Source organism: Streptomyces sp. NPDC002680, from assembly GCF_042889145.1.
GTDB classification, from domain to species: domain Bacteria; phylum Actinomycetota; class Actinomycetes; order Streptomycetales; family Streptomycetaceae; genus Streptomyces; species Streptomyces adonidis.
In genome coordinates this window covers 1-26,044 of record NZ_JBIAQP010000005.1, presented here as the reverse complement: position 1 = coordinate 26,044, position 26,044 = coordinate 1, and the positions used below count along the sequence as shown (strand labels likewise).

The 26,044-nt window shown below is 70.0% G+C and carries 24 protein-coding genes; 13 read left to right on the top strand and 11 right to left on the bottom strand.

Annotated elements, in window-relative coordinates; all coding sequences use genetic code 11:
• Positions 1 to 2: 2 nt before the first annotated feature.
• Positions 3 to 935, bottom strand: coding sequence for a 4-hydroxy-tetrahydrodipicolinate synthase (gene dapA / locus ACFYXF_RS14865; protein ID WP_389349967.1), 933 nt, complete (start codon positions 933 to 935; stop codon positions 3 to 5).
• A 119-nt stretch (positions 936 to 1,054) separates the two neighbouring features.
• Here dapA and ACFYXF_RS14860 point away from each other — a divergent pair, with 119 nt between their 5' ends.
• From ACFYXF_RS14860 to ACFYXF_RS14840, 5 genes are all read left to right on the top strand, one after another.
• On the top strand, positions 1,055 to 1,228 hold the full coding sequence (locus ACFYXF_RS14860) for a hypothetical protein (protein WP_389349966.1): 174 nt from the start codon (positions 1,055 to 1,057) through the stop codon (positions 1,226 to 1,228).
• Positions 1,225 to 1,926, top strand: coding sequence for a hypothetical protein (locus ACFYXF_RS14855; protein ID WP_389349965.1), 702 nt, complete (start codon positions 1,225 to 1,227; stop codon positions 1,924 to 1,926). Before ACFYXF_RS14860 ends, ACFYXF_RS14855 begins: the two co-directional genes overlap by 4 nt.
• 98 nt (positions 1,927 to 2,024) lie before the next feature.
• Positions 2,025 to 2,729 carry a hypothetical protein gene (locus ACFYXF_RS14850; RefSeq protein WP_389349964.1) on the top strand — a complete coding sequence of 235 codons (705 nt, stop codon included), beginning with the start codon at positions 2,025 to 2,027 and terminating at the stop codon, positions 2,727 to 2,729.
• 77 nt (positions 2,730 to 2,806) lie between these two features.
• The gene (locus ACFYXF_RS14845; RefSeq protein ID WP_389349963.1) at positions 2,807 to 3,403 is read left to right on the top strand and encodes an ArsR/SmtB family transcription factor; all 597 of its coding nucleotides are present in this window, start codon (positions 2,807 to 2,809) and stop codon (positions 3,401 to 3,403) included.
• Positions 3,404 to 3,406: 3 nt separating this feature from the next.
• Positions 3,407 to 4,141 (top strand): SRPBCC domain-containing protein, encoded by a 735-nt coding sequence (locus ACFYXF_RS14840; RefSeq protein WP_389349962.1) that lies wholly within the window; start codon positions 3,407 to 3,409, stop codon positions 4,139 to 4,141.
• 21 nt (positions 4,142 to 4,162) lie between these two features.
• On the opposite strand, the gene ACFYXF_RS14835 is transcribed toward ACFYXF_RS14840, so the two are convergent.
• Positions 4,163 to 5,992, bottom strand: coding sequence for an endonuclease/exonuclease/phosphatase family protein (locus ACFYXF_RS14835; protein WP_389349961.1), 1,830 nt, complete (start codon positions 5,990 to 5,992; stop codon positions 4,163 to 4,165).
• Positions 5,993 to 6,421: 429 nt separating this feature from the next.
• Here ACFYXF_RS14835 and ACFYXF_RS14830 point away from each other — a divergent pair, with 429 nt between their 5' ends.
• From ACFYXF_RS14830 to ACFYXF_RS14810, 5 genes are all read left to right on the top strand, one after another.
• Positions 6,422 to 7,885: a hypothetical protein gene (locus tag ACFYXF_RS14830; RefSeq protein WP_389349960.1), complete on the top strand. Its 1,464-nt coding sequence runs from the start codon at positions 6,422 to 6,424 to the stop codon at positions 7,883 to 7,885.
• A gap of 235 nt (positions 7,886 to 8,120) precedes the next feature.
• Complete coding sequence (locus tag ACFYXF_RS14825; protein WP_389349958.1) at positions 8,121 to 9,560, top strand: alkaline phosphatase PhoX; 1,440 nt, start codon at positions 8,121 to 8,123, stop codon at positions 9,558 to 9,560.
• 326 nt (positions 9,561 to 9,886) lie between these two features.
• Positions 9,887 to 11,470, top strand: a complete 1,584-nt coding sequence (locus ACFYXF_RS14820; RefSeq protein WP_389349957.1) for a TROVE domain-containing protein — start codon at positions 9,887 to 9,889, stop codon at positions 11,468 to 11,470.
• 95 nt (positions 11,471 to 11,565) lie between these two features.
• Positions 11,566 to 12,234: a GntR family transcriptional regulator gene (locus ACFYXF_RS14815; RefSeq protein WP_389349956.1), complete on the top strand. Its 669-nt coding sequence runs from the start codon at positions 11,566 to 11,568 to the stop codon at positions 12,232 to 12,234.
• Between the two features lie 15 nt (positions 12,235 to 12,249).
• Positions 12,250 to 13,266, top strand: coding sequence for a 1-aminocyclopropane-1-carboxylate deaminase (locus ACFYXF_RS14810; protein WP_389349955.1), 1,017 nt, complete (start codon positions 12,250 to 12,252; stop codon positions 13,264 to 13,266).
• Positions 13,267 to 13,284: 18 nt separating this feature from the next.
• Here ACFYXF_RS14810 and ACFYXF_RS14805 read toward each other — a convergent pair whose 3' ends face one another.
• The gene (locus ACFYXF_RS14805) at positions 13,285 to 14,478 is read right to left on the bottom strand and encodes a GDSL-type esterase/lipase family protein (RefSeq protein WP_389349954.1); all 1,194 of its coding nucleotides are present in this window, start codon (positions 14,476 to 14,478) and stop codon (positions 13,285 to 13,287) included.
• A 25-nt stretch (positions 14,479 to 14,503) separates the two neighbouring features.
• Entirely contained in the window at positions 14,504 to 15,085 is a 582-nt protein-coding gene (locus tag ACFYXF_RS14800) for a TetR/AcrR family transcriptional regulator (protein ID WP_389349953.1), read from the bottom strand.
• An 85-nt stretch (positions 15,086 to 15,170) separates the two neighbouring features.
• On the opposite strand from ACFYXF_RS14800, the gene ACFYXF_RS14795 reads away from it, so the two are divergent.
• Positions 15,171 to 15,662, top strand: coding sequence for an FBP domain-containing protein (locus ACFYXF_RS14795; protein WP_389349952.1), 492 nt, complete (start codon positions 15,171 to 15,173; stop codon positions 15,660 to 15,662).
• 64 nt (positions 15,663 to 15,726) lie between these two features.
• On the opposite strand, the gene ACFYXF_RS14790 is transcribed toward ACFYXF_RS14795, so the two are convergent.
• The 7 genes from ACFYXF_RS14790 to ACFYXF_RS14760 all read right to left on the bottom strand — a co-directional run bounded on the left by ACFYXF_RS14790 (position 15,727) and on the right by ACFYXF_RS14760 (position 23,379).
• Positions 15,727 to 16,929 (bottom strand): TerD family protein, encoded by a 1,203-nt coding sequence (locus ACFYXF_RS14790; RefSeq protein WP_389350350.1) that lies wholly within the window; start codon positions 16,927 to 16,929, stop codon positions 15,727 to 15,729.
• 309 nt (positions 16,930 to 17,238) lie between these two features.
• Positions 17,239 to 18,228, bottom strand: a complete 990-nt coding sequence (locus ACFYXF_RS14785) for a zinc-dependent alcohol dehydrogenase family protein (protein WP_389349951.1) — start codon at positions 18,226 to 18,228, stop codon at positions 17,239 to 17,241.
• Entirely contained in the window at positions 18,225 to 19,085 is an 861-nt protein-coding gene (locus ACFYXF_RS14780) for a carbohydrate ABC transporter permease (protein WP_389349950.1), read from the bottom strand. Before ACFYXF_RS14780 ends, ACFYXF_RS14785 begins: the two co-directional genes overlap by 4 nt.
• Positions 19,082 to 20,020, bottom strand: coding sequence for a carbohydrate ABC transporter permease (locus tag ACFYXF_RS14775; RefSeq protein ID WP_389349949.1), 939 nt, complete (start codon positions 20,018 to 20,020; stop codon positions 19,082 to 19,084). The genes ACFYXF_RS14780 and ACFYXF_RS14775 overlap by 4 nt, the downstream gene beginning before the upstream one ends.
• Positions 20,017 to 21,387 (bottom strand): ABC transporter substrate-binding protein, encoded by a 1,371-nt coding sequence (locus tag ACFYXF_RS14770; protein ID WP_389349948.1) that lies wholly within the window; start codon positions 21,385 to 21,387, stop codon positions 20,017 to 20,019. The genes ACFYXF_RS14775 and ACFYXF_RS14770 overlap by 4 nt, the downstream gene beginning before the upstream one ends.
• Before the next feature lie 104 nt (positions 21,388 to 21,491).
• Positions 21,492 to 22,259 (bottom strand): DeoR/GlpR family DNA-binding transcription regulator, encoded by a 768-nt coding sequence (locus ACFYXF_RS14765; RefSeq protein WP_389349947.1) that lies wholly within the window; start codon positions 22,257 to 22,259, stop codon positions 21,492 to 21,494.
• A gap of 310 nt (positions 22,260 to 22,569) precedes the next feature.
• Complete coding sequence (locus tag ACFYXF_RS14760; RefSeq protein WP_389349946.1) at positions 22,570 to 23,379, bottom strand: NAD-dependent epimerase/dehydratase family protein; 810 nt, start codon at positions 23,377 to 23,379, stop codon at positions 22,570 to 22,572.
• Positions 23,380 to 23,637: 258 nt separating this feature from the next.
• Between ACFYXF_RS14760 and ACFYXF_RS14755 the strand changes: the two genes are divergently transcribed.
• Both ACFYXF_RS14755 and ACFYXF_RS14750 read left to right on the top strand, forming a co-directional pair.
• Positions 23,638 to 24,621 (top strand): 5-dehydro-4-deoxyglucarate dehydratase, encoded by a 984-nt coding sequence (locus tag ACFYXF_RS14755; RefSeq protein ID WP_389349945.1) that lies wholly within the window; start codon positions 23,638 to 23,640, stop codon positions 24,619 to 24,621.
• Positions 24,618 to 25,781: a hypothetical protein gene (locus ACFYXF_RS14750; RefSeq protein WP_389349944.1), complete on the top strand. Its 1,164-nt coding sequence runs from the start codon at positions 24,618 to 24,620 to the stop codon at positions 25,779 to 25,781. The genes ACFYXF_RS14755 and ACFYXF_RS14750 overlap by 4 nt, the downstream gene beginning before the upstream one ends.
• Positions 25,782 to 26,044: the final 263 nt, after the last annotated feature.

Below are 26,044 nucleotides of genomic sequence, written 5' to 3'. Positions count from 1 at the left end.
CTCTACGCGGTCAACTCCTCGTACGTCGCCAGTAGTTCGTCCTTCGTCCGCTCGTTCGCCGGGCGCAGTGGTGGCCTTACCGGGCCCGAGGGCAGGCCCAGCCGGCCCAGCAGTGCCTTCGTCGTCACCGCTCCCGGCAGGTCCTTCGCCATCATCAACTCGGTGAGGGGGAGGGCTCGTTGCTGTAGGCGGGCCGCCTGCGCCGTCCCTCCCGCGTCGAACCTGTCGATGATCGACCGGAAGTGACGGGGGATCACATTCGCCACCGTGCTGATGTATCCGGCGCCGCCCAGCGCGTACAGCGCCAGTACGTATTCGTCGCAGCCCGTGTAGTACGCCAGGTCCGTCCGGGACAGCACCTTCTGGGTGCCCAGCAGGTCGTACGCGCAGTCCTTCACCGCGACGATCCTCGGGTGTTCGGCCAGGCGGATCATCGTCTCCGGCTCGATGCGGACGCCGGTGCGACCCGGGATGTCGTACAGGGTGAGGGGGAGGGCGGTGGCGTCCGCCAGCTCCCGGAAGTGGGCCTCGATCGCGTCCTGCGGAGGGCGGCTGTAGTAGGGGGCCACCGCCAACAGGCCGTCCGCGCCCGCCTTTTCGGCCGCCAGGGCCAGTTCGACGGTGTGCCGGGTGTCCGCCGTCCCGACGCCCGCCACGATCGACGCCCGCGCACCGACCGCCTCCCGCACCGCCCGTACCAGCGCCGACTTCTCCGCGTCCGTCGTGGTCGGGGACTCGCCCGTCGTACCGGAGAGCACCAGGCCGTCGCAGCCCCCGGCCACCAGCCGGTCGGCGAGCCGCTGGGCGCCGTCCAGGTCCAGGGTGCCCTCGGCGGTGAAAGGGGTGATCATCGCGCACAGGGCGCGTCCGAAGGGTGCCGGTGCCGGTGCCGGTGCCGATGTCGGTGTCTGTGTCTGTGTCGGTGGTGTCTTCATGCGGGTAGTCTCGGCGCGGTGTCGGTGAAGCTCTACTTAATTTTTCTGTCTTGTATTGGTAAGTAGTGCTACGTGGAAGGTGGAGGCACTAGTGCCAAATCGGGCTCCCATGAGTCACCATGGCCGGAACGGTCACCGAACAGCAGGTCATGGGAGGCGTCATGAAGCTCGGCAAGGCACTCGCCACCGGTGTCGCGGAGGAGCGGGTTCCCGTCCAGGACGAGGAACTCCAACTGCCTGACGAAGTGCAGGAGTTGGAAGCCTCCGTCGAAGAGGCTCCGGTCGCCCGATGAGGCTGCGGCTCCCCGAGGAACGTCCGGCGGAGCCGCCGACCGGATACAAGATCGCCCACCCGGTGCTGTCCCAGGACGGCACCCGGGCCGGGTTCACCGGGGTGTCGCTGGGCGGCGCGCTGCCGTACGGAGTCCTCGCCGACGCGTCCTGCGTCTACGGCCTGCGGCATCGTGCGCCGAATCGCCGCTGCGACTGCGGGTTCCACTGTGTGCACGACCGGGCAACGGCCGAGGGGCTGCTGTGCACCGGCGAGCACCGGTCGGCCGTCCTGCTCGACATCACCGTCCTCGGTGCCTACATCCGCTTCGAACTCGGCTTCCGGTACGCCCGTCAGCGGGTGCGCGTCGCGACCGTCGGGCCCTGCGCCTGCGGCGCGGTCGCCGTCGCGTTCGCCGACGCAGGCTGGGGCAGGCCCGGTTGGCTCGGCCTGGCCGCCGCGTGCGGGGGCTGCCTGCGGGGGCGTACGTCCGTGTCGCTCGCCGGGTTCGCCCGGCTGGCCGGGGACGGGCTGCGGGTCGTGGCGGGCGGCAGTGGTCGTGGGGTGGCGGGTGCCGGCGGTCAACTGGGCTCCGCCGAGGGGCTCGGGGTGCCCGAACTCGTCGCCGAGGCCGCGCTGTTGCAGGCCCGGCTCGACTGGTTCCAGAGTCAGTTGGCGGGGCTGGAGGGAGGGGAGTCCGGCAACGGGCCCAAGGGGTGAGGGAGTTGGTCTCGGCTTCCGGCAGGGCTTGACCTCAATCCTGGTCGAGGTCGGAGGCTGGTCGGCGTACACACATTGCCGATCACACGGAGGCCGCCATGGCCCGTCGTATCCACACGCACCCCGATCTCACCCGCCCCGACGCCCGGGCGCGCTTCTTCAGCACCTGGCGGGTCGGTACGCCCGAGCGGCAGCGGGAGGCCGTCGAGGCCATCGCCACGGCCTGGGAGCGCCGAGCCTGGCCCGCCGAGGGAGGGCTCGGCTACTTCGTCTACGCCGGGCACGACGGGACCACCCTCCTCCATCACTCCCAGTGGGCCCGCGAGCAGGACTACGAGGCCTTTCTCAAGACCCAGCGGCAGGAGCGCGTCGACGAGATCGACACCGCCGTACCGGGGATCGAGCGGATCGCCCTCGACCGGTACCGGTGGTACCGGAGTCATGAGCGGGCCGCCGGTGACACGCGGGTGGCCGGGCTCGTCGTGATCGTCCGGATCGACTTCGTGGAGGGGGCGGTCGAGGAGCGGCGTCCCTGGGTCGATCTGGTGCTCGACGCCCTCGTCGAGCCGCCGGAGAGCGACCGCGGGCTCATCTCGGCCCACTTTCATCTGAGCCAGGACGGCACCCACGTCCTGAACTACGCCGAGTGGGAGAGCGCGGAGTCCTACGACGCCGCCATCGCCGCGCCGGGGGAGGGCATCGGCTCGCCCGGCCCGGAGTGGGAGCGCATCCGGACGTATCCCGCGGTGAAGGCGTTCACGGCCGGGCGGTACTCGTACGCCCTCGGGCTCGTCCCTGAGTGATCCGGGCCCCGGGCCGGGGTCTCACCGAAGACTTTTCTCCCCTGGACAAAAAAAGTGTTCGGTGAGACGGTGGAGCCATGTTGGACGTCACCGTGATCGAGGACCCGGCCGCCGCCGCCGTCTCGCTGGACCCCATAAGGGGCCGGCTGCTCGCCGAGCTGGCCGCCGGGCCCGCGTCGGCCGCCATGCTGGCCGGCAAGGTCGGACTGCCCCGGCAGAAGGTGAACTATCACCTCAAGGCGCTGGAGCGGCACGGACTGGTCGAGCTGGCCGGGGAGCGCCGCAAGGGCAATGTCACCGAGCGGCTGATGCGGGCGACCGCGGCGTCGTACGTCATCTCGCCGCTCGCCCTGGCCGCCGTACAGCCCGATCCCGACCGTTTCCGTGACCAGCTCTCCGCGCGCTGGCTGCTGGCGGTCGGGGCGCGGCTCGTGCGGGACGTCGGGGCGCTGATCACCGGCGCGACGAAGGCCCGCAAGGGGCTCGCCACGTACGCGCTGGACGGCGAGGTGCGCTTTGCCTCGGCCACCGAACGGGCCGCGTTCATCCAGGAGTTGACGGCGGGAGTCGCCGCGCTCGTGCGCAAGTACGACTCGCCGGACGCCGAGGGCGGCCGTGACCATCGGATCGTGGTCGCCGTCCATCCCACGCTCAAGCAGACCGAGTTGGAGTAGATCATGCCCAAAGAGTTCGAGATCGCCCGCGAGTTCGAGGTCGACGCCACCCCGGAGCAGGTGTGGGCGGCGGTCACCAGCGGAACCGACGGTTATCTGTGGCCGATGGAGCCGCCCGAGCCCAGGGTCGGCGGCAAGGGGCCCTTCGGGTCGACGGTCACCGCCTGGGAGCCGCCGCACCGGTACACCAACCGGGTCGAGAACGTCGAGGGGATCCAGGAGCAGACCCTCAACCAGCTCGACTACACCGTCGAGCCGCGCGACGAGGGCCGGCGGGCCTGGGTGCGGTACGTGCACAGCGGGATCTTCGTCGACGACTGGGACAACCAGTACGACGGTGCCGCCAAGCACACCGACTTCTATCTGCACACCCTGCGCGAGTACCTCACCCACTTCGCGCCCCGGCCGGCCGCCTTCGCCACCTTCGACGGGCCCGAGGGCTCCAAGGCTCCTGACGCCCTTGAGGCCGTCGCGCGGGCGCTCGGTCTGGGGGAGGGTGTGGCCGCCGGTGCGCGGGTGACTGTCCGGGGGCCTGATGTGTTCGACGCCGTGGTCGACTTCCGGGACCCGTACTTCATCGGGCTGCGGACGGACCGGGGGCTCACCCGCGTCTTCGGGCGCAACCACTGGGGTTACCCCGTCGGCATCTCCCTGCACGACTTCACGCCGGACACCGACATCAAGGAGTGCGAGGCCGAGTGGCAGGCCTGGCTGAACGGTGTGTTCAACCAGGCCTGAACCACTGGGAGTCACAGCTGGTTACGGCTTGAAGCGCAGCACCTGCGGGTCGTGGTCGCTGATCTGGTCGTTGAACTCCGAGTTGATGTGCACGGAGTCGTAGTCGAAGTCGCAGCCGCGACTGATCGACGGGCTGACCAGGATCTGGTCCAGGACCTGGCTGTTGCCCTGGTAGTCGTAGGTGTAACGCTCGCTCTTCGGCAGCGACTTGATCGCCGACCACAGCGCGCCGCCGTCCTCCAGCAGCTCGGTGGTGTCGGAGAACTCGAAGTCGTTGATGTCGCCGAGCGTGATCACGTCCGCGTTCCTCTGGACCTTCAGGATGTCCTTGACGAACGTGTTCACCGCGGTCGCCTGGAGGTGACGCTGGGTCTCCGAGCTGCGCGTCGGCGGCTGGTACTGGGAGGTGAGGCCCTGGTCGCCGCCCTTCGAGGAGAAGTGGTTGGCGATCAGGATGACGGTCTTGCCGCGGAAGACGAACTCGCCCGCGAGCGGCTTGCGGCTGTTCGTCCAGGCCGCGTTGGCCGGGTCGATGCGGCCCGGGGAGAGGGTCAGGGCCGCCTTGCCGTGGTCCTTGGTGACACCGGTGGCGGTCGTGGCGTCGCCGCCCGCGCGGTCGGTGAAGGAGACCCGCGCCGGGTTGAACAGGAACACCTGACGGATGTTGCCGCCGGGCTCGCCGCCGTCCGCGAGGTCGACCGGGTCGATGGAACGCCAGTCGTACGTCGGGCCGCCCGCCGCCACGATGGCGTCGATCAGCTTCTTCACCGTCTGGTCGGCGGCGACCGTACCGTCCTTCGTCGCGCCGTTGTTGTCCTGGATCTCCTCCAGGGACAGGATGTCGGGCGACTGAAGGTTGTTCACGATCGCGGCGGCGTGCTCGGCGAAGGTGTTGTCCGCCGGGTCGAGGTTCTCGACGTTGTACGTCGCCACCGCCAGCTCGCTCCGCGACTGCTTGCGGGTCGTCTCGCGCTCCAGGCCGCCCTGCTTCAGGGTGCCTATCTCGTTGGCGACGAGGGTGTAGCCGCCGAACTGGTTGTAGTCCAGCGGGCCGGTGGTCGTACCGGTGAGGCTGTCGCCGACGTTCGCGGTCGGGAAGTCGGCCACCGCGCCCAGGGACTGGATCTGGATCCGGCCGGTGTTCTGCGAGGCGTAGGAGCCGTACACCGTGCCGCCACGGCGGTTGGTGTTCTCGCGCGGCTTCACCGTGACCCACAGCTCGGTGTACGGGTCGGTGGCGGTGACCACACGGGCGTCCTTGACCTGGACGTTCATGCCCTCAAGGGACTCGTAGTAGTCCAGGGCGTACTTCTTGGGCTCCAGCGTCAGGCCGTTCACCGAGCCGCTCGCGGCGGTGTCGCCGGCCGGGGTGTAGGCGGCCGGTACGGATCTGGCGTCGACGACCGTCGGGGCCGGGACCGCGTTGCCGCTGGAGACGACGGTGACCGTCGGCTTGACGATCTCCGTCAGCGCCTGGTTGCCGGTCGAGGCGCCGCCCGGCACGTACTCCGAGACCGTGCCGGTGACGGTGACCGAGTCGCCGACGGCGACGGTCGGCTTGGAGCTGGTGAAGACGAAGACGCCCTCGCTGGTGGCCGGGTCGGCGTCCGGGGCCGTGTCCTGGATCCAGAAACCGCGCGACGAACCGTAGGTACGGACGCCGGTGACGATTCCCGCCACGTCCGTGACCTTCTGGCCGGCGAGCGGGGAGAGGCGCGTGGTGCCCTGGATGTCATGAATGCGCACGGTGTCGGCGTGCGCGGCCGACGGGACCACCACCAGGGTGGCGACCGTGGAACAGACGGCGGCGACAGTGAGCGCGCCGAGGCGCGCGGAAGACTTGCTCGGCAACGGGATCCCTCCGGGGACAGACGTGGGTGCCGGGACGAAGGTGGTGAAGAAGCTGTCAAGGGTGGTGCCGTGGGGGGAACGCGAGCTGCTGGGCGGCTGGCGACGCGCGTAGACATCCGGTGAACACTCGGTGCGAAAGGGTCCGCACCGATGGTTCGGCGCCGGGCGATCGACGGTGAACGCCCGGTCCAAACTTCTACGCGCGTCAATCTCCTGCCTGGTCACACCAGTTGTCAAGGTTTCAGCCATGTACCGCCTTTGGCAGGTTCATGAACCGGGCGGCATGGTGCCAAATCCGTCTAGGCTGAGCGGCTGAGTCGTACGGCCTTCAACACAACGCCGTACGGTCGTCAGACGCCGTCGTCGGACTTCGGATGCGTACCGGGTGCCGCCGTACGGCCTTTCGGGCGCCTGAGGAGAAAACAGCCGATGTCAGACAGCTCCCCCCTGCCGCCGGTGCGACTGCACTCCGAAGCGGAGCTGGCGCGGGACGCGCTCGCCGCCCCGCTGGTCTCCCACGCCGTCCGGCTCGCCCGCTGGGCCGGGCCGGACACCCGGGTCGGGGCCGGTGGCGAACTCGTCGAGGAGCAGTTGCCCGCGGCGGCGGAGGTGCTGGGGCTGATCGGAGACGGTGGCGCCGCGGAGGCTCTCACGGTCGAGGACGCGCTCGCGCACGCCAGTGAGGCGTGGCGGGTGGCCGTGGACACCGGGCTTGTCGAGGTCGTCGACGAGGACGAGGGCACCGTCACGGCGGGCGAGGATCTGGCGCTGCTCATCTCCGGGGCACCGCATGACGTGCTCGCGGTGTGGCTCGCCGCGCTGGAGACCGTCCTCGCCGACGCGAGCGTGCCCGACCTCGACGATCTCGTCGGTGCCATGGACGAGGGCGCCGAGGTCGACTTCTCCCAGCTGGACTGGGATCCCGAGGCGGAGGCCGACCTCCTCGACGGGGTGCTCGCCAACCTGTACCTGCTGACCGTCAGCGAGGGCGGGCCCGCCGACAGCCCGGTGCCGCTGCCGGCGCTGGCCGCGTCCATGGTCGTACCGAGCGACATGAGCGAGCCCACCAACGACGTCCTGGAGCAGGTCTCGGACACGATGATGCGCCTCGACGACCAGTTCCGGCTGCTCGAACCCATCGGGCTCGTCGCCTACCGGCCCGTCGACGAGGCGCTCATGGCGGACACCGACGAACCCGCCGAGGGCGCGCTGACCGGCGACGACACCGACGTCTCCCGCTACGGCATGGTCCGGCTGACCCCGCTCGGCCTGTACGGCGTACGGGCCCGGCTGCTGGAGTCCGGCTTCGTGGCGCCCGCCGTCGGCGAGCTCGCCGACAAGGGCGCGGACGCGCTGCTCGACGGCACGGCGGCCTTCCCGGCGACGGCCGCGCAGGCCGAGACCGAGCAGTGGCTGACGCGTCGTGAACCCCTTGCCGCGGCGCGGGAGTTGCTCGCGGCGGCGCGGGGCGGTGACGTCGGTGGACCCCTGCGGCGGCTGCTCTGCCAGCAGGCCCTGTCCCTCGTCGGCGCCGAGGCCGAGCCCGCGCTGCGCGAGGTTCTCGACGACGCGGAGCTGGGCGGGCTCGCCCGCGTCTGGCTCAGTGAGCACGGGGCGCCCGACGTGCCGGCGCCGTCCGAGGCGATGGTGTTCTGGCTGACCATCGACACGGTGGCCGCGCAGCTGGCCGCCGAGGGGAACTCGGCGGAGCTGCGGGGGCTGGTGGAGGGGTTGGCTCAGCAGCACGGTGGGTTCTTCGAGGCTGCCTGGCGTGTGGAGCATCCGGCCACGGCGGATGTGCTGGAGGCTATGGGGCGGTTGCATCCGGACAAGCGGGTGGCGAAGGAAGCGCGGAAGGCGGCGTTCAAGGCGCGGTCGCAGCAAGGGGGGTGAGCGGTGCGGAGTCTGTGGGGGGTTCTGCGGATCGCTCCCGGGTGCGGGTGCGTCGTGGCTGGTCGCGCAGTTCCCCGCGCCCCTGTCGGCGCTGCCCCTGCGGGGCAGCTGCCTCCAGGGCGTCGTTCTCCGTTCAACCCGCGTTCAAGGTCAGGCGGGACGGTTGCGGCGAACCCGAGTGCGCCGCCCTCCACGCTCCATCCACGGCACGCCCACCGTCACAGGAGACATCACCATGTCGCTCACCCGCAGAGACTTCGCCAGGAACTCCGCGATCACCTCGGCCGGGGTCGCGCTGGCCGGCAGTGTCGGCGCTCTTGCCACCGCGCCCAACGCCCTCGCGTCCACGGAGACGGCCGCCACCGAGGACCGGCACGGTGGGGGCGTCGGCTACGGCCCGCTCCTGCCCGACCCCAAGGGGCTGCTGGCGCTCCCCGCCGGATTCTCGTACCGCGTGATCACGTACAGCGGGAAGACCAAGCTGGAGTCGGGTGAGATCACCCCGTCCAACCACGACGGCACCGCCGCCTTCGACGGGCCGCGCGGTACCACCCTTCTCGTCAACAACCACGAGCTGAAGGGTCCGCGCGCCAACTGGAAGTACCCGGTGCCGCTCACCGAGGGCCTGGTCTACGACCCGGCCGCGTCCGGCGGCTGCACGGTCGTCGAGGTGCGTCCCGGCGGCCAGGTCGCCGAGTGGGTGGGCATCGCCGGCACCTCCACCAACTGCGCGGGCGGCAGCACCCCTTGGGGCACCTGGCTCACCTGCGAGGAGAACTCCGACCGCGCCGGCGTCAACGGCATGACCAAGGACCACGGGTACGTCTTCGAGGTCGACCCCTGCGACAAGCGCGCCAACAAGAACCCCAAGCCGCTGAAGTTCTTCGGGCGTTACGACCACGAGGCCGTCGTCATCGACCCCAAGCGCGGCCACGCCTACCTCACCGAGGACGCCGCGTCCCCCAACGGCCTCCTCTACCGCTGGACCCCGCCCCAGCACTTCCACTACGGCCACGGCACCTTCCGCACCCTCTCCGACACCGCGGGCACCCTCCAGGCGCCCAAGTGCTTCGACTCCGCGGGCAAGTTCGTCGACGACCTCTCCCGCGCCACGAAGATCGGCACGGTGTACGGCGTCGACTGGGTCGACGTACCCGACCGCGACGGTACGACGGTCGCCGTGCGCAAGCAGTTCGGCGACGGGGAGATCACCCGGGCCCGCAAGCTCGAAGGCATGTGGTGGGGCGACGGCGGCACCTACGTCGTCTCCTCGTACGCCCGCGCCGAGAGCCCCGTCCAGCACGACGGCCAGGTCTGGTTCTACGACCCCAAGCGCCGCACGCTCACCCTGAAGGTCCTGCTTGGCGTGAACCCCGACCCGTCGGTCGACGGCGCCTTCGACGGCCCCGACAACATCACCGTCTCCCCGTACGGCGGCCTGATCATCGCCGAGGACGGCGAGGGCATCCAGCACCTGTTCGGCGCGACGGACAGCGGACGGACGTATCCGATCGCCCGCAACGAACTCAACGCCGGCACCGAAGACGAGCCCGAATACAGCGAGTTCACCGGCGTCACCTTCTCGCCCGACGGCAAGACGTTGTACGCCAACATCCAGACGCCGGGGATCATGCTGGCCATTACAGGGCCCTGGAAGCGCCAGAAGCGCGGCTGATTAATTCGCTCGCTCGGCCCGCGGTACGCCTCCTAGAGTGATGAACGTCCAGGTGCGAAGGCAGGACCTACTTCCACTCATAATGGGGCGGCCGCGGGTTCGAGTCCCGTCACCGGTACAACGCGCCGGTGTAGCTCAGGGGTTAGAGCACCTACGTCGGTTCCGCCGAATTCGATCTCTGGACACCTAATACTTCATGCACCTCCCGGTGCGCGATCTGATCTCGGGAGGCGCAGCAATAGGTGGGTCAGTTATTGCTGTGCCTCCCTCCACAAACAACCGTTCCACGCACGAAGTGCCGGCGAATGGGGGGGGGGGAATTCATCATGGCGCGATTCAACACCAAGGCCACCAAGGCGCGGCCCACTTCGCGGGTCACCTCGACGGGGCGTGTGCTCCGTACGTACGAGGGCGGCCGTGGCCGTGAGCGGGACGAGCGCTCGGAACTGTTCCTGCTGTCGCTCGCCAACTTCGTCGCGCAGAAGACCTTCTACGAGAGCGGCGAGGACCGGGACGACCGGTTCGCCGCGCTCGTCCGCCGGCTCGCCGTCACCGACCCGGCGTGGACGGCCGGCCTGCTCGGCTGGCTGCGCGGCGAGGGCAACCTCCGTACGGCCGCCATCGTGGGCGCCGCCGAGTACGTGAAGGCACGCCTCGACGCGAACGTCACCGACGGCCCGACCAACCGGCAGGTCATCGACTCCGTACTGCGTCGCCCGGACGAGCCCGGCGAGCTGCTCGCCTACTGGACCTCGCGGTACGGCCGGAACATCCCCAAGCCGGTGAAGCGGGGCGTCGCCGACGCTGTACGACGGCTCTACAGCGCCAAGTCGCTGCTGAAGTACGACACGGCGTCCAAGGGCTACCGCTTCGGCGACATCCTCAACCTCGTGCACGCGGCGCCGGACCCGGACAAGCCCTGGCAGGGGGACCTGTTCCAGTACGCCCTCGACCGGCGCCACAACCCGGAGACGGCCGTCGTGCCCAAGTCGCTGCCCGTGCTCACCGCACACCGTGACCTGATGGCGCTGCGGCCCGCCAAGCGGCGCAAGGTCGTGACCGGGTCGGGCGGCGCCGAGCGGCTCGCGGACGCGGGCATGACCTGGGAGGCGCTGGCCGGCTGGCTACAGGGGCCGATGGACAGGGCCGCCTGGGAGGCGGTCATCCCGTCCATGGGGGCGATGGCACTCGTCCGGAACCTGCGGAACTTCGACCAGGCGGGGGTGAGCGACGAGGTCGCGGCGCTGGTCGCGGCGAAGATCAGCGACCCGGCCGAGGTCGCGCGCTCGCGGCAGTTCCCCTTCCGCTACCTCGCCGCGTACCGGCACGCGCCCTCGCTGCGCTGGGCGTACCCGCTGGAGCAGGCGCTCGGCCACTCGCTGGCCAACGTGCCGGCACTGGGCGGGCGGACGCTCGTCCTCGTCGACCGCTCGGGTTCGATGTTCTTCTCCCGGCTGTCCGAGCGCTCGGAACTCACCCGGGCCGACGCGGCGGCGATCTTCGGCTCGGCGCTCGCACTGCGGGCGGCGGACGCGGATCTCGTCGAGTTCGGTACGTCGAGCAAGCGCGTGACGTACCGCAAGGGCGAGTCGGTGCTGAGGATCCTGGACCGCTTCGGCGACCTGGGCGGCACCGACACGACCGAGGCGGTCCGGCGCCACTACCGGAAGCACGACCGGGTGCTGATCGTCACCGACGAGCAGTACGCGTACAGCCGGCACGGTGATCCGACCGCGCAGGTACCGGCCGACGTGCCGGTGTACACCTGGAACCTCGCCGGGTACAAGGCGGGCCACGGTCCGTCGGGGGCGGCCAACCGGCACACGTTCGGAGGGCTGTCGGACGCGGCGTTCCGGATGGTTCCGCTGCTGGAGAGCGCGCGGGACGCGGACTGGCCGTGGGTCGGCTGAGTCGCGCTTGAAGTGAGCTGACAAGGGTGTGGCCCGTACTTCGGTGCGGGCCACACCCTTGTGCGTTCCTGCGACTGACATCTAACATTTTAGTCATGGTGATACGGCCTGTGCCCCGGACCCTGCTCAGGGACCGGGCGTACTCAGCGATTCGGGACGCCATCGTCGCCGGGGAGATCGAGCCCGGGGCGGTGGTGCGTGATGCCGAGCTGGCGGAGCGGCTCGGGCTGTCCCGGGCGCCCGTGCGGGAGGCGTTCTCGCGGCTTGTCGACGAGGGGCTGCTGGAGAGCAAGCCGCAGAGCTATACGCGGGTGACCCCGGTCGTGGCCGCCGAGGTGCGGGACGCCGCCGCCGTGGTCGGGGCCATGCACGAGTTGGCGGTACGGGTGGCCGTACCCCGGTTGCGGGGCACGGACATTGACATCATGCGGGCCGCCAACGCGCGGTTCGCCGCCGCCGTGAGCGTCGGTGACGTGGACGCCGCCCTGCACGCCGACGACGAGTTGCACGACGTCCTCGTCCGCGTCAGCGGCAACCGCGCCGCCGCTGCCACCGTCGCCCGCTACACCCCTCTCATCCGCCGGCTGGAACGGCGGCGCTTCGGGGAGGGTGGCAACTGCCGTTCGGCCGGGCTGCACGAGCAGCTGATCGAGGCCTGTGCGGCGGGTGACGCGGACAGTGCGGTCCGGGTCACCGCGGAGATCTGGCGGGGCCTGGAGGAGCTCGCCGACGAAACCGGCGATGCCGGCCAAGAGGCTCACTGATACCGGGAGAACCCCATGTCCCTTTCCTCGTACGAGCGTTACCCCCTCCTCTTCGGGCCCTCGCCCGTGCATCCGCTGGAGCGGCTCACCGCGCATCTCGGCGGTGCCGCCCTCTGGGCCAAGCGGGAGGACTGCAACTCCGGTGTGGCGTACGGCGGCAACAAGACCCGCAAGCTGGAGTACCTCGTCGCCGACGCGCTGGCCAAGGGGTGCGACACGCTCGTCTCGATCGGCGGGGTGCAGTCCAACCACACCCGTCAGGTCGCCGCCTGTGCAGCGCGTGCCGGGCTCAAGTGCGTTCTCGTTCAGGAGAGTTGGGTCGACTGGCCCGACTCCGTCTACGACAAGGTCGGCAACATCCTGATCAGCCGGCTCGCCGGGGCGGATGTGCGGCTGGTGCGTGCCGGGTTCGGGATCGGGTTCAAGGAGAGCTGGGAGCTGGCGCTGCGGGAGGTGGAGGAGGGCGGCGGCAAGCCGTACGCCATCCCCGCCGGTGCCTCCGACCATCCGCTGGGCGGGCTCGGCTTCGCCGGTTGGGCGTACGAAGTCGCCGAGCAGGAGCGGGAGTTGGGCGTCTTCTTCGACACTGTCGTGGTGTGCTCGGTGACGGGGTCCACCCAGGCCGGCATGGTCGCCGGGTTCGCCGCGCTGGAGGAGGCGGGCGGCCGGTCACGGCGCGTGCTCGGCATCGACGCGTCGGCGGCGCCCGCCCGGACCAAGGAGCAGATCGCGCGGATCGCCCACAACACCGGTCAACTCATCGGCCTCAAGCGGGAGTTGACGCAGGACGACGTCGAGCTGGACGAGCGCTACCACGCGGGTGTGTACGGCATCCCCGACGACACGACCCTGGACGCGATGCGGCTCGCCGCCCGTACGGAGGGGATGGTGACCGATCCCGTGTACGAGGGGAAGTCGATGGCCGGGATGGTCGATCTCGTGGCGCGGGGGGAGATCGGGCGGGAGTCCACCGTGCTGTACGCGCACTTGGGTGGGCAGCCCGCGTTGAACGCGTACAGCGCGCTGTTCTAGTTCGTCGCCGGTTCTCTTCTAGTCCTTCGCGTTCCAGGAGCGCGGTTCCGTTGTGGTGAAGGCGAGTTCGGCGAAGCGTTCGCCCATGCGGCGGTGTGTTGCCGCGTCCGGGTGGAGCTGGTCGGGGAGGGGGAGTTCGGCGGAATCGGACTCGCCGTAGAGGGCGCGGCCGTCCAGGTGGTGGAGGTTCGGGTCGTCTGCCGAGCGCTGCTTCACGATGCGGGACAGCTCCTCCCGGATGACGTTGAGCGTCAGTTTGCCGGCGGTAACCTCGGCGGGGTCTCCCATGGGCTGGAAGCGCAGTCGGCCGGCGCTCAGCGTGGTGAAGTCCAGGGCGGTGGGGCCGGGGGTGTCCTCGTGCATGGGGCAGTGGAGGGGCGAGATCACCAGTAGTGGTGTCGTGGGGTGGCCCTCGCGGATGGTGTCGAGGAAGCCGTGGACGGCCGGGGTGAAGGCGCGCAGCCGCATCAGATCGGTGTTGACCAGGTTGATGCCGATCTTGACGCTGATCAGGTCGGCGGGGGTGTCGCGCATCGCGCGGGCGGTGAACGGGTCGAGCAGGGCGCTGCCGGCCAGGCCCAGGTTGATCAGCTCCACGCCGCCCAGCGATGCGGCGAGCGCGGGCCAGGTCGTCGTGGGGCTCGCGGCGTCCGAGCCGTGGCTGATCGAGCTGCCGTGGTGCAGCCAGACCACGCGGTTCCGGTCGTGGTCCTGCACGGGTTCGACGGGGGCGTCGGTGCGGAGGGCCACGAGTTCGGTGGTCTCGTTGTGGGGCAGCCAGATCTCGATGGTCTTCATGGTGTCCGGCAGGCCGGTGAAGCGGAGGGTTCCGGGCGTACCGGGGCGGTGCTCGGCGGTTCCGGCGGCCATGTCGATGGTCATGGTGTTGCCGCCGGTCACGCTGCCGCGACCGGCCTGGCGGCCGTCGACGAGCAGGTCGTACACACCGTCCGGGCGGGGCGGGGCGCCCACGTAGGTGCGCTTGGTGGGCAGTGCGTCCAGTTCGACGGAGGTCGCCCGGGTGCGGAAGACCAGCCGTACGCCGGAGGGCTGTGCCTCCGCCATGGCGAGTTGGGGGTCCGTGTTCTGGGCGCGGGCCTGGGCGGGCAGGCGGTGGGGGAGTACGCCGTGGGGGGTTTGCTCCAGGTCCAGGGCGCCGCGTATGAGGTCCGCGGTGATGGGGGTGGTGGTCCGGGCGGGTTCCGTGTGCATGTCCGTCCTCAGGCTGTGCTGTGGGTCAACGGGTGGGCGGGGACGGCCAGTTGCGCAGCAGGGCGTCGAGGGCGTCCATGGTCCGGGTCCAGGTCTCCTGCGAGTCGGGGGCGCTGTGGCTGAAGCCGCCCGCCAGCTCCAGGCTGACGTAACCGTGGAAGACGCTGCCCAGGAGGCGGACCGCGTGGGTCTGGTCGGGCTCGGTCAGGTCGTAGCCGCGCAGGATCGCCCGGGTCATCTGGGCGTGCCGGACGCCCGCGCTGGCCGCCGCTGTCTCGGGGTCGAGTGGCATTCGGGTGGCGGCGGCTCGGCCGGGGTGTTCCCGGGCGAAGTCGCGGTAGACGTTCGCGAAGGCGGTCAGGGCGTCCTTGCCCGCGCGTCCGGCCACGGCGTCGGCGGCCCGGTCGGCGAGTTCCTCCAGGGCGAGGAGGGCGATCCTGGTCTTGAGGTCGTGGGTGTTCTTCACGTGCGAGTACAGGCTCGCGACCTTGACGTCGAAGCGCCGGGCGAGTTCCGAGGCGGTCACCTGGTCGAATCCGACCTCGTCGGCGAGGTCCGCTCCGGCTCTGGTCAGGCGTTCCGTGGTCAGTCCTGCGCGTGCCGCCATGGCCTCTCCCGTTCGTCCGTGGGGCCTGTTTGACTAAGGGGAGTATGCGTTTGCCTAAAGTGTTTAGGCAAATTAGCCTGCCGTTATGGAGCAGCTGACTGAGCAGGAGATCCGTGCCGCGTTCGTGAACTGCACGAAGGGTGAGGCGCGGCGCCTGTCCGTGCCGCGTGATCTGGCCGACCGTCCCTGGGCGGACCTGGACTTCCTGGGGTGGCGGGATCCGCAGGCCCCTGACCGTGCCTACCTCGTCGCGGAGCTGGCCGGCCGTCCGGCCGGTCTTGTCCTGCGCAGCTCGGCGCCCGCCTTCGGGCAGACGCGGCGCAGCATGTGCTCGATCTGCCTGACCTCGCACACCGGCGGGGTGTCCCTGATGGTCGCGCCGCGGGCGGGGAAGGCCGGGAAGCAGGGCAACTCGGTGGGGGCGTACATATGCGGCGACCTGTGCTGCTCGCTGTATGTGCGCGGCCGAAAGGACGCGGGGGTCGGGGCGCGGCTCCACGAGACGATCACTGTGGAGGAGAAGATCCGGCGGACCGTGGGGAACCTTGCCGCGTTCATTGCCAAGGTGACGGGTTGACGGTTCGAACGGGGTGGTGGTGTTGCCCGTCCCACGGTCCGCCTCTGTGCGTGGTTCTGCTTCGCTACAGCGCCTGCGCCGCCGGCTTCACCATGCCCCTGACCGTGCGGGACTTCACGAAGTCGCCGATCGCCGTCATCTCCCACTCGCCCGAGAACTGCTTGATCATCTTCGCCATCATCACGCCCGTCTGCGGTTCGGCGCTGGTCAGGTCGAAGCGGACCAGTTCCTCGCCCGTCGCCGCGTCCAGGAGACGGCAGTACGCCTTCGCCACCTCCGTGAACTTCTGGCCGGAGAAGGAGTTGACCGTGAAGACGAGGCCGGTGACCTCCTGGGGGAGGCGGCCCAGGTCGACCACGATGACCTCGTCGTCGCCCCCGCCCTCGCCCGTGAGGTTGTCGCCGGAGTGCTTGATCGCGCCGTTCACGATGGAGAGCTTGCCGAAGTAGCAGCTGTCGATGTGGTTGCGCTGCGGGCCGTACGCGATGACCGACGCGTCCAGGTCGATGTCCTTGCCCCGGTACGCAGGCTCCCAGCCGAGGCCCATCTTGACCTGGGAGAGGAGGGGCTTGCCGCCCTTGACCAGGGAGACGGTCTGGTTCTTCTGGAGGCTTACGCGGCCCTTGTCGAGGTTGATCTTGCCGGCGCCGAGGGTGGGGGCGGGGGGAGCCGGGGGTGCCGCCGGGGGTGCCGGGGGCTGGACCGGGGTCGGCTGGGCGGCCGCCGGGGCCGGGGCCGGAGCCTGGGCCGGTGTCGGTGTCGGTGTCGGTGCCGGTTCCTCCACGCTCACGCCGAAGTCCGTGGCGATGCCCGCCAGGCCGTTCGCGTAGCCCTGGCCCACCGCGCGGGCCTTCCAGGCGCCGTTGCGGAGGTAGATCTCGACGATCACCAGTGCCGTTTCCGAGCCGAGCTGTGGGGGTGTGAACGTGGCCAGTTCGGCGTTGTCGGCCGCGTTGCGGATCGTGGCCGTCGGTTCGATGCCCTGGAAGGTCTGGCCTGCGGCGTCCGGGCTTGCCGTGACGACGATCTTCTCGATGCCAGGGGGGACGGCTGTGGTGTCGACCGTGATCGAGTCGGGGGTGGTGCCGCCGCCGGAGCGGTATGTCACGCCCGGGCCGGTCGGCTGGTTGTAGAAGATGAAGTCGTCGTCGGAGCGCACCTTGCCGTCGGCGGTGAGCAGCAGGCTCGATACGTCGAGCCGCACGGGGGCGGTGACGTCCACCGTCACGCGTGTGGTGGGAAGAGGGATGTTCGAGCCGGGGGTCATAGCTGTCATGCCGAGTGAACGACCGGGCCCGTTTTACCGTTCCCTTACTTGGCGTCCGATTGGGGGAAGGGGGTGTGGGGTGGTTGTTTTCGCCCCCGCCGCCCCTACCCATTCCCATCCCCTGGGGGCTGCGCCCCCAGACCCCCCTGTGTCCTCAAACGCCGGACGGGCTGGGGGTGCCGGCCGGTGCTTGATCTTCTAGCCCGTCCGGCGTTTGAGGACAAGGCCCCTTCAGGGCTGTAGCGGGGGTCTGGGGGCGCAGCCCCCAGAAGGATGGGACGGGTAGGGGCGGCGGGGGCGAGGAAGGAATTACGGCACCACCACGATCTTCCTCCCCACCCCCGACGCGAACTGCTCCAACGCCTGCGGATAGTTCTCCAGTGGCAGGCGGTCGCTGATGAAGATCTCTGGGTCCAGTACACCCGCCGCGAACAACTCCGCCGCCCGTTCGAAGCTGTGCAGCACCGCCATCGACCCGGTGATGGTGATCTCCTGGTTGTAGATGCGGTACGGGTCGATCGTGACCCGGGTCGCGTAGTCCGCCACGCCGAACTGCAGGAACGTGCCCGCCTTCGCCACCCGGTCCAGGCCGTCCTGGATCGCCGCCGCGTTGCCCGTCGCGTCCACGACCAGGTCCCAGCCCTGAGGACGGTCCAGCTCGTCCGCGTTCGTCGCCGAACCCGATACGCCCAGCAACTGGGCCGTCGACAGGCGTTGCGCGTTGATGTCGACCACGTCGACACTCGCCGCGCCCGTCCGCTTCGCCAGCTCCAGCATCATCAGGCCCATCGTTCCCGAGCCGTAGATCAGGACATGGGCGCCCAGGCGGGACTGGAGTACGTCGTAACCTCGTACCGCGCACGACAGCGGCTCCACCAGCGCCGCGTCCTGGGTGCGGATGTGCTCCGGGAGACGTACACAGTTGGCGACCGGCGCCACCGCGTACTGCGCCGCGCCGCCCGCCGTCGTCACGCCGATCGCCGCCCAGCGTTCGCAGAGGTTGTTGTGGCCCGTGCGGCAGTAGCGGCACTCGTGGCAGTAGAGGGAGGGGTCCACTGCCACGCGGTCGCCGAGCGACAGCTCCGTGACCTGTGCCCCTACGCCCACCACCGTCCCCGCGAACTCGTGGCCCGGCACGATCGGCAGCGTCGGGGCGAACTCGCCCTGGAGGATGTGCAGGTCGGTGCCGCACAGGCCGCAGGCCGCCACCTCGACGACGACGTCGCGGGGGCCCGGTGTCGGGTCCGGGACCTCCATGACGACGGCCTTGCCCACGGACTCGATGACGGCTGCCTTCACTTCACGGCTCCCAGTGACAGGCCCTGGACCAGTTTGTCCTGGGCGGCGAACCCCGCGGCGAGCACCGGCAGGGAGATCACGAGCGACGCGGCGCACACCTTCGCCAGGAACAGGCCCTGGCTGGTGATGAAGCCGGTGAGGAAGACGGGGGCCGTCTCCGCGACCACACCCGTCAGCACTCGTGCGAACAACAGCTCGTTCCAGCTGAAGATGAAGCAGATCAGGGAGGTGGCGGCTATGCCGGGGAGGGCTATCGGGGCTACGACCCGGGTGAGGATCGTGGGGAGGCGCGCTCCGTCCACCCGTGCCGCCTCGATGATCGCCACCGGGACCTCGGAGAGGAAGGACTGCATCATCCACACCGCGATCGGCAGGTTCATCGACGTGTAGAGGATGACCAGCAGCCAGATGTTGTCCAGCATGTCCGTGTTCTTCGCGAACAGGTAGATCGGCAGCAGGCCCGCCACCACCGGCAGCATCTTCGTCGACAGGAAGAAGAACAGGACGTCCGTCCATTTCCGGACCGGGCGGATGGAGAGGGCGTATGCCGCGGGGAGGGCCAGCAACAGGACGAACAGTGTCGATGTCAGCGACGCCACCGTCGAGTTGATCAGGGACGGCCAGGGGCTCGCGCCGCCGCCCGTGCCGAAGAACTCGCGGTAGCCGTCGAGGGTCAGGGCGGCGCCGAAGGACGGGGGGTTGGTCGCCGCGTCCTCCTCCGAGTGGAAGGACGTCAGGGCCATCCAGGCGATCGGGAGGAAGAAGAGGATGCCCGCCAGCCACGCCAGCAGACCCAGGCCCGCTCCTCGGGTACCCCGGGTGCGGCGCGGACGTACACCTGCAGCGGTCTCGCTCATGCTCGGGACGCCTCCTCTCGGAACAGGGACGACACCACGCGCAGGGCGAAGGTCGCGATGATGATCGAGCCGATGACCACCAGGACGCCGGCCGCGGAGGCCAGGCCGTTCTCATGGGCCTGGTAGAAGCTCTGGTAGACGGTGTAGGGGAGGTTGGCCGTGCCCAGGCCGCCCGATGTGATCGTGAAGACCGCGTCGAAGTTCTGGACGATGTAGATCGAGCCCAGCAGCGCGCCGAGTTCGAGGTAGCGGCGCAGGTGGGGGAGGGTCAGGTGGCGGAAGATCTGCCAGTCGTTCGCGCCGTCGACCTTCGCCGCCTCGATCTGCTGCTGGTCGCGGCTCTGCAGTCCCGCCAGCAGGATCAGCATCATGAACGGCGTCCACTGCCAGACCAGTGATGCCTCCACCGCGAGGAGCGGGGTGTTGGAGATCCAGTCCGGTTGCGGGCCCCCTACGTAGTGCAACAGGCCGTTCAGCAGGCCGTATTCGGGGTTGTAGAGCACGTGCTTCCAGAGCAGGGCCGCCGCCACCGGGACCACCAGGAAGGGGGCGATGAGGAGGGTGCGGACGATGCCCCTGCCGCGGAATTTGCGGTCCAGGAGGAGGGCCAGGGCGAGGCCCAGGATCAGGCTCGCCAGGACCACCGCCACGGTGAGCAGGACCGTCGTCCACACCGAGTGGCGCAGGTCCGCGTCTGTCAGGACCTCCGTGTAGTTGGCGAAGCCCGTGAAGTGGCGGGCCTTCGGGTACAGCGAGTTCCAGTCGAAGAACGAGATCACCAGCGTGGCCACGAACGGGAGTTGGGTCACGGCGATCATGAAGATCAGGGCGGGGAGGAGTGGGGCTCGGGTCGCCCAGGCGCGCATGCGGCCCGACGGGGGCTTCACGGCGCGTACGGATGGTGCGGCTGTCGGGGCTGTCGTCGTCGCGGTCATCGTCCCTCGTACTCCTCGGAGATCTCCTCTGCCAGCTTCTGCGACTTCTTCAGGGCCGACTCGACGGACTGGCGTCCGGCGATGGCCGCGCTGATCTCCTGCGAGACCTTGGTGCCGAGATCGGTGAACTCGGGGATGCCCACGAACTGGATGCCGGGTGCCGGGCGCGGCTGCACTCCGGGGTCGTTCGGGCGGGCGCCCTCGATGGCCTCCTTCGTCATCTCCTGGAAGGCGGCGGCCTCTTGGCGGTAGTCGGCGTTCTCGTACGTCGAAGCGCGCTTGCCCGCCGGGACGTTGGACCAGCCGATCTCGTCGCCGACCAGCTGCTCGTACTGCTTGCTCGACGCCCAGGACACGAACTTCCAGGCGTCGTCGGGGTTTCGGGAGGCCTTCTGGATGCCCCAGGCCCAGGTGTAGAGCCAGCCGGAGGACTCCGTCTTCTCGACGGGCGCCGGTACGTAGCCGATCTTGCCCTTCACCGGTGAGTTCGCCGACTCCAGCGAACCGGCCGCGGAGGTGGCGTCGTACCACATGGCGACCTTGCTCTGGGTCATGTTGTTGAGGCACTCGGCGAAGCCGGACTGGGGGGCGCCGGACTCGCCGTGCTCGCGGACCAGGTCGACGTAGAAGGTCACGGCCTGCTTCCACTCGGGGGAGTCGAGCCTCGCCTTCCAGTCCTTGTCGAACCACGTGCCGCCGAAGGTGTTCACGACCGTCGTCAGCGGGGCCATGACCTCGCCCCAGCCCGGCAGTCCGCGCAGACAGATGCCCTTCATGCCCGACTCGGCGCCGTCCGCCTTCGCCGCCAGGTCGGCGACCTGGGTCCAGGTGGGGTGCGGGGGCATGGTGAGGCCCTTCGCCTCGAACACGTCCTTGCGGTACATCAGGAAGGACGACTCGCCGTAGAAGGGCTGGCCGTACAGCTTGCCGTCGTCCCCGGTGAGGGACTCGCGCATCGGCTTGAGGACGTCCTGTTCGTCGTACGCGCTGTCCTTCGCGACGTACGTGTTCATCTCGTGCAGCCAGCCGTTGCGGGCGTAGATCGGGATCTCGTAGTTGGAGAGGGTCGCGACGTCGTACTGGCCCGCCTGGTTGGCGAAGTCCTGGCTGATCTTGTCGCGGACGTCGTTCTCGGGCAGGACGGTGAAGTTGACCTTGATGCCGGTCTCTTTGGTGAAGTGGGCCGCGGTGAGCTTCTGCAACTCGACCATCTGCGGGTTGTTCACCATCAGGACGTTGACGGCGTCGCCGCCGGAACCGGACCCGCCCGCTCCGGCCCAGCAGCCGGAGAGCAGCGGGGCGAGCAGCGTCCCTGCGGCGGCCAGGGCGAGCGTGGCTCGCGGCCTCCGTCGGCTCGGGGTTCGCATGGATCGCTCCTGGAGGTATGGGGACATAAGGGGCGCGGGAGGGGTGGGTGGGTTGGGGTCTCGGGCTCGGATCAGGTTCGGGGCGGGCTCGGATCGGGCTTGGCTCAGACGCGTATGACCTGCGGTCCCTGCAGTGAATAGCGGTGTGCCTCCGCCGTCGGCAGCAGCGTGCTCGTGACGATCGTGTCCAGGTCGCCGATGTCGGCGAACCGGCAGAAGCTCACCGCCCCGAACTTGGTGTGCACGCCCGCGAACACGGTGCGCCGGGAGGCCCGGATCGCCTGTGCCTTGACCTCGCTGACGGCGGGGTCGGGTGTCGTCAGGCCGTGTTCGCGGGAGATGCCGTTCGCGCCGATGAAGGCCAGGTCGATGACGAAGCCGGCCAGCATCTTCGTCGTCCAGTGGTCGACCGTCGCGAGGGTGCCGGGGCGGACCCGGCCGCCCAGCAGCAGGACCGAGGTGTTCTCGGTCTCCGCGAGCGCGCCCGCGACGGGCAGGGACGCGGTGACCACGGTCAGTGGCCGGTCCCTGGGCAGGGCCTCGGCGATGAGCTGCGGGGTGAACCCCTCGTCGACGAAGACCGTTTCGGCGTCCCCGAGCAGCTCGGCCGCGGCGGCGGCGATCCGGCGTTTCTCGGGGACGTGGCTGGTGGCGCGGAAGGCGAGGGTCGTCTCGAAACCGGCGCTCTCCACGGGGTAGGCGCCGCCGTGGGTGCGGCGGACGAGGCCGTGGTCCTCCAGGGCGCGCAGATCCCGGCGTACGGTCTCCTTGGCCACGCCCAGATCGGCGGCGAGGGCTGTTACGTCGACCGAGCCGGTGGCGCGGGCGGCGCGCACGATGTGCCGCTGGCGTTCTTCCGCGGTGCCGGTCATGTCGTCACCCGCCTTCCTGTGCCGTGGTGCCCGTTCGGGCCTTGTGGAGGAAGTTCTACAGCGGGTGGGTGGCGGTGACCAGGTCTGTTACGGGGGCGATAGTGACCGGCTGTGCCCGTTCGGGCGGAGTGCGCCCATGAGCTCGGGGGGTGCCGTCGTGTTGCGGGTGCGGGGTGGATGTGGCTGGTCGCGCAGTTCCCCGCGCCCCTGGATCGCCGCTGTCGCGGCAGATCCAGTGCCCATCGCCCGTGCCCGAACAACGCTGCGGACGGGCCCGTTCGGCGCCCGTCCGCAGTGTGATCTAGACAAACTAGTACGGCCAGATGGGCGGGTCGGTCACGAAGTGGCCGCCCAGGTGTGTGTGGCCCGTGTTCTGCGGGTCGAGGTCGCCCTGTTCGGCGATCAGTTTCTCGGCGTAGGGCTCGGAGTCGTCCTGCGGGTCGTAGCCGAGCGCACGCGCGGTGCCGAGGTCCCACCACAGGCGGGTGTTGGCGGAGGAGCCGTAGACGACGGTGTGGCCGACGTTCTCGGCGGTCAGGACCGCGTGGAGGAGGCGGGCGCCGTCGGCGGGGCTCATCCACAGCGACAGCATGCGCACGCTGGTCGGCTCGGGGAAGCAGGAGCCGATGCGGACCGAGACGGTCTCCAGGCCGTGCTTGTCCCAGTAGAGCTGGGCCAGATCCTCGCCGAAGGACTTGGAGAGGCCGTAGAAGGTGTCGGGGCGGTGCGGGGTGTCGACGGGGATGAGTGGGTCGTCGCCCTGTGGCCGGGGTGTGAAGCCCACCGCGTGGTTCGAGGAGGCGAAGACGATCCGCCCGACGCCCTCCTCGTGTGCGGCCTCGTACAGGTTGTACGTGCCCTCGATGTTCGCCTTCAGGATCTTGTCGAAGGAGGACTCCAGTGAGATGCCCGCGAGGTGGACGATCGCGTCGACGCCCCGCACGGCCTCGCGCAGGGCCTCCTTGTCGCCGAGGTCCGCGGTGATCGCGTCCGGCTCGCCCTCGATGGGGAGCAGGTCGAACAGGCGCAGGGTGTAGCCGTACGACGGGAGCAGTTCCCGCATGAGGGTGCCGAGTCCGCCGGCGGCGCCGGTGAGCAGAACGGTGCGGGGAGCGGGCATTCTCGGGTCTCCTGGAGTCGGCAGAAGCATTCCGGCAGGCACTGTCACAGGCGCATTCGTGTACGGCATTCACATTCGTGGACACGCTAGGGATCGTGGAGCGGCCTCGTCAAGTGTGGCGTGGAGCTGCGAGATCTGCTCCTGTGTTGCGGGTTTGTGCGCTTGACCGCCCCCAATGGGGCCGATTAGCGTGGAAGCGTTCAGACATGTAGACGTGGATCAGAAGCATGCACGTATGTGTATGTCTAGGGAGAGCCCGTGACGTCAGCCGCCCTGGCCGCCCGCCTCAATATCCCGAGCGGGCCGCTGTTCTTCCCCGTCACCGCCTACGGCCCCGACGGCTCGCTGGACCTCGACGTCTACCGCACACATGTGCGCCGAGGTGTGGAAGCGGGGGCCGCGGCCGTGTTCGCCTGCTGCGGCACCGGGGAGTTCCACGCGCTGACACCCGAGGAGTTCCAGGACTGCGTACGGGCGGCGGTGGAGGAGACGGCCGGGCGTGTGCCCGTGGTCGCTGGCGCCGGATACGGCACCGCGCTCGCCGTACGCTACGCGCGTCTCGCCGAGGAGGCCGGGGCCGACGGGCTGCTGGCCATGCCGCCGTACCTGGTGGTGGCCGGGCAGCAGGGGCTGCTGCGCCACTACCGGGAGCTGGCCGCGTCCACCGCCCTGCCGGTCATCGTCTACCAGCGCGACAACGCCGTGTTCACCCCGGAGACCGTCGTCGGGCTGGCGCGTACCGAGGGGATCATCGGGCTCAAGGACGGGGTCGGCGACCTGGACCTGATGCAGCGGATCGTGAGCGCCGTACGCGCCGAGGTGCCCGGCGACTTCCTGTACTTCAACGGGCTGCCGACCGCCGAACTGACCGGGCTCGCCTACAAGGGCATCGGCGTCACCCTGTACTCGTCGGCCGTCTTCTGCTTCGCGCCCGAGATCGCCCTCGCCTTCCACAAGGCGCTCAACACCGGCGACGACGCGACCGCGAACCGGCTCCTGGACGGCTTCTACCGGCCGTTCGTCGAGCTGCGCGCGCAGGGGCGCGGGTACGCCGTCTCGCTCGTCAAGGCGGGCGTACGGCAGGCCGGGCTGGACGTCGGGGAGGTCCGGCCGCCGTTGCACGAGCCGAGCGAGGAGCATGTGAAGCAGCTCGTGCGGCTCGTGGAGCGGGGGTACGCGTTGCTGGACGTCGAGTCCGATACGGCTGTCACGGCAGGGGCCGAGTCCGAGGAGAGCGTGTGAAGGCGTCCGCATTCGTCTATCCCTGGGACGTCAACGGCGACCCCGACGCCGCCCGGCGGATCGCCGCGCTCGGCGTGGAACAGGTGACGCTGGCCTCCGCGTACCACTCCACGCGCGCGTTGACCCCCCGCCACCCGCGCCACCGCATCGTCACCGCCGAGCACGCGGCCGTGCTGTACCCCGCGGACGAGCGCTGGGCGGGCCGTGAGCTGCGGCCGTACGCGGCCGGGGCGTGGGCCCCCGGGGACGCGTACGGCGAGGCCGCCGCCGCACTCGCCGACGCGGGCCTCGACGTGCACACCTGGGTCGTCCTCGCGCACAACTCCCGGCTGGGCGCCGAGCATCCGGACACCTCCGTGGTCAACGCGTACGGGGACCGCTACCCGTGGGCGCCCTGCATCGCGCAGCCCGCCACGCGCGCGTACCTCGTCGAGCTGGCGGCCGAGGCAGCGGTACGCCCCGGGGCGCGCGGTACGGAACTGGAGTCCCTGGGCTGGTACGGGCTGACGCATCTGCACGCCCACGACAAGACCGGCGCCATCGGGCTCGGTGACGCCGGTCAGTATCTGATGGCGCTCTGCTTCTGCCCGTCCTGCCGTGCGGGGTACGGCGGGACGGGCCTCGATCCCGACGAGCTGGCGGCGGTCGTACGGGGTGCGCTGGAGCCGTTGTGGCGGGGGGAGCCGGACGACGGGGGGTGGGCGGGGGTCGAGAAGGCTCTCGGGGAGGAGCGGGCGGGGCTCACGCGCGCGTGGCGTGAGGAGACGGCGCGCACGCTTCAGGAGGCGGCGGTGGCCGCGGTCCGGGGCGCGGCTCCGGCCGGCTTCCAGGTGCTGCTGCACGCCGACCCGGTCGGCTATCACGTCGGCGCCAACCCGGGTGTGGATCCTGCGCACATCCTGTCCGTCGCGGATGGTGTGGTGGTGCCGTGCACGGGTGGGGCGGGGTTGTTGACGCCGTTCGCGGAGGTGGGGCGGCGGGGGGCTGTCGTGGCTGCCAACTTCGTCGTGGTGTCGGGGATGGGGGGTAGTCCGGGGACCCTTGCGGTGGATGCGGAGCGGGCGGTGGGGTTGGGGGCTACCGAACTGCGGTTGTATCACGCGGGGTTGGCTTCGGACGGGGACTTGGGGCTGGTGCGGGAGGCGCTTGGGCGGGGCTGAGTTTGTTTCGCCCCCGCCGCCCTTACCCGTCCCATCCTTCTGGGGGCTGCGCCCCCAGACCCCCGCTACGGCCCTGAACGGGCCTTGTCCTCAAGCGCCGGACGGGCTGGATGGTGCCTGGGGTGGGTGGGATGGTCGGTCTGAACGGCCTTGTCCTCAAGCGTCGGGCGGGCTGGATGGTGCCTGGGGTGGGTGGGATGGTCGGTCTGAACGGCCTTGTCCTCAAGCGTCGGGCGGGCTGGATGGTGCCTGGGGTGGGTGGG